The following is a 10,576-nucleotide window of genomic DNA, read 5'->3' on the forward strand; positions in this document are numbered from 1 at the left end:
GCCCGCCGTGGCGACCTGAGCAAGCCCTGACCTCTCCAAGGGTCGGCGATCCTACACCACGCCGCGGGGCACTATCGCAACCCGCCCTTTCGGGGCCCGCTAAAGCCCCAGCCGCGTGGCAAGGCCGCGCAGCGCGGCCTCGTCTCCCGCCGCAAGCGAACGCAGCAGCATGGCCTGGCTGCGCAGGATCGGCTCGCCGGCCAGCACCTTCAGGTGATTGGCGCGCAGCGTCTCGCCCGAGGAGGTGATGTCGGCGATCGCCTCGGCAGTCAGATTGGCCACCGTGCCCTCGGTCGCGCCCTGGCTGTCGACAAGCTGGTAATCCGCGACCTCATGTCCGGACAGCCAGGCCCTGACGAGGCGGTGGTATTTCGTGGCGATGCGCAGGCGAAAGCCGTGCGCGGCGCGAAAGTCCCGCGCGATGGTGGCCAGATCGTCCAGCGTCTCGCAGTCACGCCAGCAGGCGGGCACGGCCAGGATCAGGTCGGCATGGCCAAAGCCCATCGGCGCCAGTTCCTCGACATGGCTGCGCCAGCCCGGCAGCTTCTCGCGGATCAGGTCGGTGCCGGTGACGCCCAGATGGATGCGCCCGGCCTGCAACTCGCGCGGGATCTCGCCGGCCGAAAGCAGCACCAGCGAGACATTCTCGGCGCCCTCGACCCTTCCGGCATATTCGCGCTCCGATCCGGCGCGCGACAGGCGCAGGCCGCGGGCGGCGAACCAGTCAAAGCATTGCTCCATCAGCCGCCCCTTGGAGGGCACCCCCAGCCGGATCATGCCAAGCCCCCCAGTTCATGCACCAGCCCGGGGCGAATGATGCCGCCCATGGCCGGGATCGAGCGCCCCTGCGCCTGCCCCAGCACCGCCGCCAGCGCATCATAGCGCCCGCCCGAGGCCACCGGCGGCCAGTCCGGGTGCTCCACAGCCTCAAAGCTGAAGGTCATGCCGTCGTAATATTCCATCGTGTGCCGGCCGTGACTGGCGTCGAAATGGATGGCGGCCACGTCGATGCCGCGCGCCGCCAGCAGCGCGAGGTTGCGCTCCAGCCGGTCCACCGCCGCGCCGATGTCGGGAATTTCGAGCGCCAGCGCGCGCAGCTGCGCCAGCGCCGCCGGCGCCGGGCCGCGCACGCCAAACAGCCGTGCGAGCCGCTCGACCCAATGCGCGGGCAAGGGCGCCTCGCTGGCATCGGCGGTCAGCCGCTCGATGCGCGCCTGCATCTCCTCGGGGGCGCGCAAGCCGCTCCAGGGGGCGCCGGGATCGGGAAAGGCGCGCGCCGGCGCGGTCTCGGCAAAGCGCGCCAGCAGCCGGGCAAAGCGTTGCGGCCGCCAGATGTGGTGCAGCAGCGCCGCCCGGCGCGCCCCCGACAGCGGCAGCGCCCTGACCGCGTCCATCAAGAGGTCCATGTCGCCCATGCTGGCGCGCAGGCCCAGCGGCGCGAGGATGGCGTGAAACAGCGCAAACACCTCGGCATCGGCGTCCGGGTCGCGGGCGAACAGCTCGAACCCCGCCTGCAGATATTCGTTGTCGCGCGGATGGTCGGGCTGGAACTCGCCCTGGTCCTGCTTGCGAAACACCTCGCCCAGATAGCAGTAGCGCGCGGGTTCGGCGCCACCCTGCATGTGCATCTGCACCACCGGCACGGTGAAATCCGGGCGCAGCATGACCTCGCCGCGGATCGGGTCCTGGGTGACATAGGCGCGGGCGCGGATGTCCTCGCCGTAAAGATCCAGCAGGGTTTCCGCCGGCAGCAGGATGTCGGGGGCGACCTCGACCGCCCCGGCGGCGCGAAAGGCGGCAAGGATCCGCTGGCCGATGGCCTGTTTTTCGCGCTTGCTCATCCGAGGATGCGCCGCACTTCCGCCACGAGGTTCTCGCGCGGCACCTCGGTCTGGGCGGGCTGCGCCTTCCATTCCTCATGGCTGGCATCGAGCGCGAGTTTCGCGCCGAGGATCAGGTCCTTGACCTGCACGACGCCGCGCGCCGCCTCGTCCCCGCCCTGGATGATTGCCACCGGCGCGTTGCGTTTGTCGGCATATTTCAGTTGGTTGCCAAAGCTTTTCGGATTACCCAGATAGACCTCGGCGCGGATGCCGGCCGCGCGCAGTTCCGCCGCCATGGCCTGATATTCGGCCATGCGCTCGCGCTCCATGACGGTGACGACCACCGGGCCGGGGTCCGTGCCGCCCATCAGCCCCTTGGCGCGCAAGGCGGCCAGCAGGCGATCAACGCCGATAGAGACGCCGGTTGCCGGCACCTTCTGCCCGGTAAAGCGTTCCACCAGCCCGTCATAGCGCCCCCCGCCTGCGACCGAACCGAACTGGCGCTTGCGGCCCTTGTCGTCAAGGATTTCAAAAGTCAGCTCGGCCTCGAACACCGGGCCGGTGTAATAGGCCAGGCCCCGCACGATCGAGGGGTCGATCACCGCGCGATCCTCATGGACGCCCATCGCGGCCAGCATCCGGGCGATCTGCGCCAGTTCCTCGACGCCCTCGGCTCCGGCCTCTGAGGCGCCCACCGCGGCACGCAGATTGGCCAGCGTCGCGGCATTGTCCGCGCCTTTCGAGGTGAGAAACGCAATGACCGGCTCGGCCTGTTCGGGCGAGAGACCGACGCCCTCGATCATCGCGCCGGATTCGTCCCTGCGCCCGGTGGTCAGCAACTGGCGCACGCCGGCCTCACCCAGTTTGTCGAACTTGTCGATGGTGCGCAGCACGTCATCGGCGGGTTTGCCCTGTTCGACGCCCATGGATTCAAGGATGCCGTTCAGCACCTTGCGGTTGTTGATGCGGATCAGATAATCGCCGCGCCGGATCCCGGCATGTTCCAGCGCCGAGGCCAGCATGGCGCAAATCTCCGCATCCGCGGCCACCGAGGCCGAACCCACGGTATCGGCATCGCATTGATAGAATTGGCGAAAACGCCCAGGGCCCGGCTTTTCATTGCGCCAGACCGGTCCCATCGCATAGCGCCGGTAAGGGGATGGCAGGTCATTCCTGAACTGCGCCGCGACACGCGCCAAGGGTGCAGTCAGGTCATAGCGCAGCGCCAGCCAGTCGCCCGCGCCGCCGCCGCCACTGCCTATTCCGGGCACCTCGGCCTCTTGCCAGGCAAAGACGCCGGCGTTGGGGCGGTCCACGTCGGGCAGGAATTTTCCCAGCGCCTCGACGGTTTCCACGGCGCTGGATTCCAGCGGCTCGAAGCCGTGGCGGTGATAGATCTCGGTGATGCGGTCAAGCATCAGCTTGCGCTCGGTCACGTCTGCGCCGAAATAGTCACGGAACCCCTTGGGCGTTTCCGCCTTGGGTCGGGGCTGTTTCTTCTGATCTTTCGCCATGGCATGCCTCGGGCTTTTCCATGCGGCGGTCTAGCGGATGGAGGCTGGATGGACAAGTAGACGCAGGCGCGCCTTGAGCGGCTCGAGGAAATGGTCGCGCATCTGACACGCGTTTCGGACGATCTGTCCGCCGTGGTGGCGCGGCAGGAGGGCGAGATCGCGCGGCTGGCGCGCCGCGTCGGCCTGCTGATGGAACGCGAGGCCGAGCGCGAAAGCGATGGCGGCGCCATTCCGCTGGCCGATCAGCGCCCGCCGCACTGGTAAAGGCAGGGGCGCTGCCCCTCGCCCCCGTGCCGGGGGCTCACCCCGCGATATTTCGGCAAGAAGGAAGGGCTCAGCGGTTGGCCGGACCCAGCCGCGGGCCAGAGGGCGCCGGCGCCGGGGGGGCGGTCAGCGGCGGCTCGGCCATGCGGGCGCGCATCTGGCCCGGGGCGGGGCTGGCGGGCTCGGGCCGCGGCGTGGCGCGCATGGGCTGGCTGAAGGGGCCGCGCGCCGCGCCGGTGGCCGCGGGCGGCTCGGGTTCCGGCTCGGCGGGTTCGGCGGGTTCGGCGGAGGAAAAAGGGACCGCGGGCTGCATCGCCGCCGCCAGGCTGCGGCGGAAGATCAGGAGGTTGTGATAGGTGGTGGTGCGGCCGGTCAGGCCGGCGCGTTCCTCGCAAGGCAGGGTCTCGGCGCGGACATATTCCCAGCCCTCGCGCGCCATCTCGTTCAACGTCTCGCCCAGGGTGGTGGCGAAACGTTCGATGCCGGTCCTGGCGCCCTTGGCCTTGTCGCCGCGCGCGGGTGCCGGGATAACGGTATATTCAAAGCTGCTCATGCGCCTGCCTTTCCTTTGCCGGCAAGTTAGGCGAGTTGCGCGCCCAAGGGAAGCCGGGCCCGGCGGCGTCGGGCCATGCGCCGGCAAAAACCCGCGCCCGGGCCGCCGGCCTAGTCGAGGCTGTCGTAATGGCGGATGATCCAGCTGAGGTCATAGGCCAGCCACAGCAACCCGATCAGCGCCAGCCCGCGATGACTGCGGGCGCGCAGCGCCGCCAGCAGCGCCAGGCCGATGCCGAAGGCCAGACGCCACGGATATTCCGGCCCCAGCGCCCGCAGATGCGCCTGCCCCTTCAGCAGCGTGTCGTACAGGTCGAAGACAAAGCTCAGCGCAAACAGGCCAAAGAACCAGTGCCGGCGGCGCAGGAAGAATCTTTCGCTGCCTTCATGGTCGGGCTGGGCGTCGGGAAAGATCAGCGTCGCCATCAGGAAATGCAGTGAGGCATAGGCCAGCACAAAGACATAGATGCCGAAATGCCAGTCGCCGATGCGGCGCAGCCCGAATTCCCACCACCAGAAATGCACGGCACTGAGCAGAAGCACCAACGCCCAGACGGTCTGGGCCAGCATGCCCTCGGTATATTGCGGCGACTGGATGCGGCGCGACAGCCCGGCCAGGATGCGGGTGATGGCAAGGCCCAGGATCATGCTGACCAGAATGCGTAGATGGCCATAGGCATCCATTGGCGGTCCTTCCTGTTGCCATTGCCGGCGGCTGGCGCAATCCTGAAACAGCGGCGCGGCGATTTCCAGCCCCAGGCGGCGGTGGCCGGTGCGCCGGCCGTTCAGGACGCGGGGCGGCGCGGTGGCAGGATCCTTTGCAAGAGCGCGAACAGGCGCAGGAAGAGATAGTCGCGCAGGCGGCGATCCGGGCCGAGGTCATGCCTGTCCGTCTCGTGATGGCGGACGCGCCATGCGTTGCCGATCTTCCCGAGGGCGGACATTTCTTCTTCGAGCAGCGCTTTCTCTCCTGGAGATTGCGCGGCCGCTTCGAGCAAGGCCTGCACCGAGACCTTCTTGTCACCCGGGTTATGGGTCTTCAGCCGCTCGAAAGCGTCCCAAAGCGCCTCGATTGATCGCTGCGCCGCGTCCGAATCGCGGTCGAAGAAGCGGGTCCGAGCGGTTTCCAGCAATTTGTCCGTCTCGTCGTCGCCGCTGTCGAACAGCGCGTTGCGAAGCTGGTCGGCAACCGGCCCCTCGACGATACGGGTGAAGCGCCCATCCTCCCCCATCTCATAGGCGATGCCGTGGCGGGACATGATCTGGTTGACCTCGTCCCGAAATGCGGCCAACCCGGCCTCGCGATCCCAGCGCTTGTGATAGTGCCCGAAGAATTGGTGAAAGCCGCCGTCGACAGGCTCGCCGACATGGGCCGCATGCCATTCCAGCGCATCGAGGATCGCGAGGGTCGGAATGGACGGGCCTTCGGAATCGTTGCACCGCACCTTGTCTTGCCAGTCGGCGATTTCGGGCACCATGCCTTCGCGGGCGGTCTTGAGCATGCTCTCGTCCGTTCCACAGGGCCGACCGTTGTCCGGGCAGGTCTTGCGGTAGTCGATGCCGAAAAAGTCCCGTGCTTGGTAGCTTTGCACAAGGCTTTGCAGCGCGCCTTCGGCCAACTTGGAAATCTCGGCCTCGGTGCGCGGCCGTGGTCCGCTGACGCGATCCGAATAAAGCTGCAACATTCTTTCCACCCCCCGGTGGCGGCCAGCCCGGTTACAGGCCCAGCTTCTTCGCCACCAGGTCCTGCACGGCGGCCGGGTTGGCCTTGCCGCCGGTGGCTTTCAGCACCTGGCCGACGAACCAGCCCGCCAGTTTCGGGTTGGCCTTGGCCTTTTCGACCTGGGCGGGGTTCGCGGCGATGATTTCGTCCACCGCGGCCTCGATCGCGCCGAGGTCGGTGACCTGCTTCATGCCGCGGGTCTCGACGATTTCAGCCGGGTCGCCGCCCTCGGTCCAGAGGATCTCGAACAGGTCCTTGGCGATCTTGCCCGAGATCGAACCATCGGCGATCAGGTCGATCACCCCGCCAAGCTGACCGGCCGAGACGGGCGAGGTTTCGACCGTCAGGCCCTCCTTGTTGAGGCGGCCGAACAGCTCGTTGATGACCCAGTTCGCGGCCTGTTTGCCGTCGCGGCCCTGGGCCACGGATTCGAAGAAATTGGCGTTCTCGACTTCGGCGGTCAGCACGCCCGCGTCATATTCCGAAAGGCCTAGGCCGGTAACGAAACGCGCCTTCTTTTCATCCGGCAGTTCCGGCATGGCGCCGGCGATTTCGTCCACCCAGGCCTGTTCGATCTCCAGGGGCAGCAGGTCGGGATCGGGGAAATAGCGGTAATCGTGCGCCTCCTCCTTGGAGCGCATCGAGCGCGTCTCGCCACGGTCGGGGTCGTAGAGGCGGGTTTCCTGCGTGATCGTTCCGCCGTCCTCGAGGATGGCGATCTGGCGGCGCGCCTCATAGTCGATGGCGGCCTGGATGAAGCGCAGCGAGTTCATGTTCTTGATCTCGCAGCGGGTGCCGAGGTGGCTGAAGTCCTGGGTTTCCTGATAACGCTCATAGGCGCCGGGCGCGCAGACCGAGACGTTCACATCGGCGCGCAGGTTCCCGTTCTGCATGTTGCCGTCGCAGGTGCCCAGATAGCGCATGATCTGGCGCAGCTTCGCGACATAGGCGGCGGCTTCTTCCGGGCCGCGGATGTCGGGGCGGCTGACGATTTCCATCAGGGCGACGCCGGTGCGGTTCAGGTCGACAAAGGACATGTTCGGGTCCATGTCATGGATCGACTTGCCCGCGTCCTGTTCGAGGTGGATGCGTTCGATGCGCACGCGGCGCGCGACGCCGGGGGCCATGTCCACGATCACCTCGCCCTCGCCCACGATCGGATGGTAAAGCTGGCTGATCTGGTAGCCCTGCGGCAGGTCCGGGTAGAAATAGTTCTTGCGATCAAAGGCCGAGCGCAGGTTGATCGACGCCCTGAGGCCAAGGCCGGTCCTGACCGCCTGCGCCACGCAGAATTCGTTGATCACCGGCAGCATGCCCGGCATGGCCGCATCGACAAAGGCGACATGGCTGTTGGGCTCGGCGCCGAACCCGGTCGAGGCGCCCGAGAAGAGCTTGGCGTTCGAGGCAACCTGGGCATGGACCTCAAGCCCGATGACCAGTTCCCAGTCCTGCTTCGCACCCTGAATGATTTTGGGTTCCGGGGCAGCATAGGTCAGATGGTCGCGCATGGCTGGTTTCCTTGGCAAGATCGCCCGACCTTCTAGGCGCTTGGGCCGCGCCTCGCAAGGGATCAGCGCCCGCCGGGGCGCCCGGGCCGCGCCAGGCCGTGTTCGGGCAACTCGTCCTCGCCACCGGCGGGGGCGGTGGCCGGCCCATGCGAAAAGCGCTCGATCAGGGCGTTTTCCAGCTGGCGGTTCAGGTCACGGCTCATCTGCATGTATTCCGGGTTCTGGTCCACCGGCACGCCGGGTTTCCAGACCTCGGCCAGCTGGCGCAGATGCGCGCGGTCGAGGCGGTAGAAGATGCGCTCAAGCTCGGAGGCCTCATAGGGCGACAGGCCCAGCTGCTCGAGCACATAGCGCCCGGCGCGCAGGGAACTGTCGAAGGTCTCGCGCACGATATGGTCGGCGCCGGCGTTGTAAAGCTGGAAGACGTTCACCCGGTCGCGGGCGCGGGCGATGATGATGATGTCGGGGCGCTTTTCCTTGGCATGGCGGATCAGGCGCAGGTTCGCCTCGGGGTCGTCCAGCGCCACCACCAGCACCCGTGCCTTGTCCAGCCCGGCGGCGGTCAGGATCTCGGGCCGGGTCGGGTCGCCGAAATAGCCCTTGAAGCCAAAGCGCCGCATGAGCTGGATCACCGCGAGATCGTGGTCCAGAACCGTGGTCTTGAAGCCCGACATGGTGAGCAGCCGGTTCACCACCTGGCCAAAGCGGCCGACGCCGGCGATGATGATCGGCTGCTGCTCGGCGATCTCGTCGGCGGGGGCGCTGGCGCGTTCCTCGGCGATGCGGCGCGAGATGAAATCGGCCAGCATGAACAGCAGCGGCGTGGCCAGCATCGACAGCGCCACGACCAGCAAAAAGCCCTGCGCCACGGCATGGGGCAGCAGCGCCAGCGACACGGCGTAGGAAATCAGCACGAAGCTGAATTCGCCCGCCTGCGCCAGCGACAGGGTGAACAGCATCCTGTCGCGCCCGCGCAGCCCGGTCACCCGCGCGATCACATGCAGCACGGCCGCCTTGATGGCGATGATGACCACGGTGACCCCGGTCACGATCACCGGCATCTCGAACAGGATGTCGAAATCCATGCCGGCGCCGACGGTGATGAAAAACAGCCCCAGCAGCAGCCCCTTGAAGGGCGCGATCTGGCCCTCGAGCTCGTGGCGGAATTCGGATCCGGCCAGCATCACCCCGGCCAGGAAGGTGCCGAGCGCCGGCGACAGGCCGACGAATTCCATCAGCGAGGCGATGCCGACCACGGTGAGCAGCGCCACAGCCGTATCCAGTTCGTGCAGGCGCGCGGAATAGACATAGCGAAACAGCGGCCGCAGCAGGTATTGCCCGATCAGCACCACCGCGGCGACCGCGCCCAGCGTCACCAGGGCCGCCACCCAGCCGGGCAGCGCATGCATGAAGGCCTCGCCGATGTTGCCGTCGGTGCCCGTCGTCGGCGCGCGCCGCGCCAGCAGCGGCATCAGCGCCAGCATCGGGATCACCGCAATGTCCTGGGTCAGCAGCACGGCAAATGCGCTGCGCCCGCCCGGGGTCTGCATCAGCGATTTTTCCGACAGCGTCTGCAGCACGATGGCGGTCGAGCTCAGCGACAGGATCATCCCCAGCGTCACCGCCACCGTCCAGTCCTGGTTCAGCAGCAGCGCCACGGCGGCAAGCAGCGCCACCGTGCCCAGGATCTGCATCCCGGCCAGGCCCAGCAGGCGCTTGCGCATCTGCCACAGCGCCTGCGGCTCCAGTTCCAGCCCGATCAGGAACAACATCATCACCACGCCGAATTCGGCGAAATGCTGCAGGTCGGCCATTTCGCCGGCGCTGCCGGCAAGGCCAAGCATCGGGCCGATCACGATGCCTGCGATCAGATAGCCCAGAACCGACCCCAGCCCCAGCCGCGCCGACAGCGGCACGGCGATCACCATGGTCGTCAGATAGACGGTGGCGATCAGCAGGAAGGTTCCCATCAGCGCCCGTCCAGCATCCGCAGTTCGTGGACGCGGCCCGACTTGACATAGGTCAGCCGCCCGTCGCCGATCGAATTGATCGTGCCGCCGTCGATGCGGTCGCCCAGGCGCACCGTCACCACCCGGCCGTTGCGCAGGCGGATCAGCGCCCGGCTGGCCTGGCCGGCGCCGATGATGCCGATGATGGTGGTGCGGCCCATGTCGATGCCGCGCGGCTGGGTGGCGGCCTTGGCGACGCTGGCCGTGGTCACCCCACGCATGACCTGCGCCGAGGCGATCTCGGGCTCGTCGTCCACCTCTGGCGGCTTGTAGACCTGGCTTCTGGCCCGGGCGGCGCGTTCCTCGGCCGCGGCCTGAGCGCGGGCGCGGGCCTCGGCCTGGGCGCGGGCCTGGGCCTCGGCCTGGGCGTCGGCGGCGGCGCGGGCACGGATGCGCGCCTCGGCCTGGGCCTGCAGCTGTTCGTCCAGCCGGCGGCGGGCGGCCATTTCTGCCTCGCTGGGGCCGGTGGCGGCGGGTTCCGCCGCCGCCTCGGGCGCGGCGGGGGCCCCGGGCGCAGGATCGGACGCAGGATCCGGGGTGGTTTCGGGGGTGGCCTCGGCCTTGCCGCGGCGCGGCGGCAGGTTCGAGGAGGTCAGCGCCGACAGCCTGACCCCGCCCGGCGTCGCTGGCGAGGCATCGACGGCGGCGGCAATGGCCGCCTCGACCGCGCTGGCCGACATGGCGACGGCACCGGCGGTTCGTCCGCCCAGTGCCGCAGGCCGCGCGCGCGGACGTGTCGAGCCATGCAAAAGCCCGCCCGAATCCCGGGCGGGCGCGGCGGCGGCTGCGTCATCGGCGGGGCGGTCGGGTGGTGGCGTGCTGGCCGAGCGCAGCGCCGCCTCGATGGCCGAGGCAGCGGCGGCATCGCTGGCCACGGCCCGCGTGCCAGGCTTGTGGCGCGGGCGCACCTGGGCCAGGCGCTCGCCCAGGGCGGGGGGCGGCGTCTGCCAGCGGCTGGCCTGCAGGCGCGCCAGATCGCGGATCAGGCCGCGCAGCTGCTGCTGCTCGGCGGGGCTCAGCGCCTCGGCATCCGGCCCGGCGGGCGGCAGTTCCGGCTGCGATCCTTCCGGGCGCTGCGGCGGCCGGGCCGAGCTGCGCAGGGCCGCGGGCGTCACGGTCGCCGCGGGCGCGGCGAAAGCCGCCGGTGCGACGCGGTTGCCGCGCGCCGGCGGGCGGGTCGCGG

General features: G+C 68.6%; 8 protein-coding genes and 2 pseudogenes. 1 reads left to right on the forward strand and 9 read right to left on the reverse strand.

The genetic code is table 11. The annotated features are described in order from the left end of the window. Window positions 1-99: 99 nt before the first annotated feature. The 3 genes from hisG to hisS are packed head-to-tail and all read right to left on the reverse strand — an operon-like array spanning window position 100 to window position 3,337. Window positions 100-777, reverse strand: a complete 678-nt coding sequence (hisG, locus tag WMK75_RS16905; RefSeq protein ID WP_347268764.1) for an ATP phosphoribosyltransferase — start codon at window positions 775-777, stop codon at window positions 100-102. Beyond that, window positions 774-1,841 carry an ATP phosphoribosyltransferase regulatory subunit gene (locus WMK75_RS16910; protein WP_347268765.1) on the reverse strand — a complete coding sequence of 356 codons (1,068 nt, stop codon included), beginning with the start codon at window positions 1,839-1,841 and terminating at the stop codon, window positions 774-776. The genes hisG and WMK75_RS16910 overlap by 4 nt, the downstream gene beginning before the upstream one ends. After that, window positions 1,838-3,337 carry a histidine--tRNA ligase gene (gene hisS / locus WMK75_RS16915; protein ID WP_347268766.1) on the reverse strand — a complete coding sequence of 500 codons (1,500 nt, stop codon included), beginning with the start codon at window positions 3,335-3,337 and terminating at the stop codon, window positions 1,838-1,840. Before hisS ends, WMK75_RS16910 begins: the two co-directional genes overlap by 4 nt. Before the next feature lie 48 nt (window positions 3,338-3,385). On the opposite strand from hisS, the pseudogene WMK75_RS16920 reads away from it, so the two are divergent. Further along, a pseudogene (locus WMK75_RS16920) lies at window positions 3,386-3,601 on the forward strand (SlyX family protein). A gap of 70 nt (window positions 3,602-3,671) precedes the next feature. On the opposite strand, the gene WMK75_RS16925 reads toward WMK75_RS16920, so the two are convergent. The 6 genes and pseudogenes from WMK75_RS16925 to WMK75_RS16950 form a co-directional block, all read right to left on the reverse strand. After that, window positions 3,672-4,154 (reverse strand): DUF4177 domain-containing protein, encoded by a 483-nt coding sequence (locus tag WMK75_RS16925; RefSeq protein ID WP_347268767.1) that lies wholly within the window; start codon window positions 4,152-4,154, stop codon window positions 3,672-3,674. A 110-nt stretch (window positions 4,155-4,264) separates the two neighbouring features. Further along, window positions 4,265-4,837, reverse strand: coding sequence for a hypothetical protein (locus tag WMK75_RS16930; RefSeq protein WP_347268768.1), 573 nt, complete (start codon window positions 4,835-4,837; stop codon window positions 4,265-4,267). Window positions 4,838-4,938: 101 nt separating this feature from the next. Then, the gene (locus tag WMK75_RS16935; protein WP_347268769.1) at window positions 4,939-5,838 is read right to left on the reverse strand and encodes a hypothetical protein; all 900 of its coding nucleotides are present in this window, start codon (window positions 5,836-5,838) and stop codon (window positions 4,939-4,941) included. A 31-nt stretch (window positions 5,839-5,869) separates the two neighbouring features. Further along, window positions 5,870-7,384: an Asp-tRNA(Asn)/Glu-tRNA(Gln) amidotransferase subunit GatB gene (gatB, locus tag WMK75_RS16940; RefSeq protein WP_347268770.1), complete on the reverse strand. Its 1,515-nt coding sequence runs from the start codon at window positions 7,382-7,384 to the stop codon at window positions 5,870-5,872. A gap of 62 nt (window positions 7,385-7,446) precedes the next feature. Beyond that, complete coding sequence (locus WMK75_RS16945; RefSeq protein ID WP_347268771.1) at window positions 7,447-9,354, reverse strand: monovalent cation:proton antiporter-2 (CPA2) family protein; 1,908 nt, start codon at window positions 9,352-9,354, stop codon at window positions 7,447-7,449. Beyond that, window positions 9,354-10,576 (reverse strand): annotated as a pseudogene (locus WMK75_RS16950) (hypothetical protein); the annotation flags it as partial. The pseudogene WMK75_RS16950 and the gene WMK75_RS16945, both read right to left, overlap by 1 nt.

Source organism: Paracoccus sp. (in: a-proteobacteria) (assembly GCF_039808215.1).
Taxonomy (GTDB): Bacteria; Pseudomonadota; Alphaproteobacteria; order Rhodobacterales; family Rhodobacteraceae; genus Paracoccus.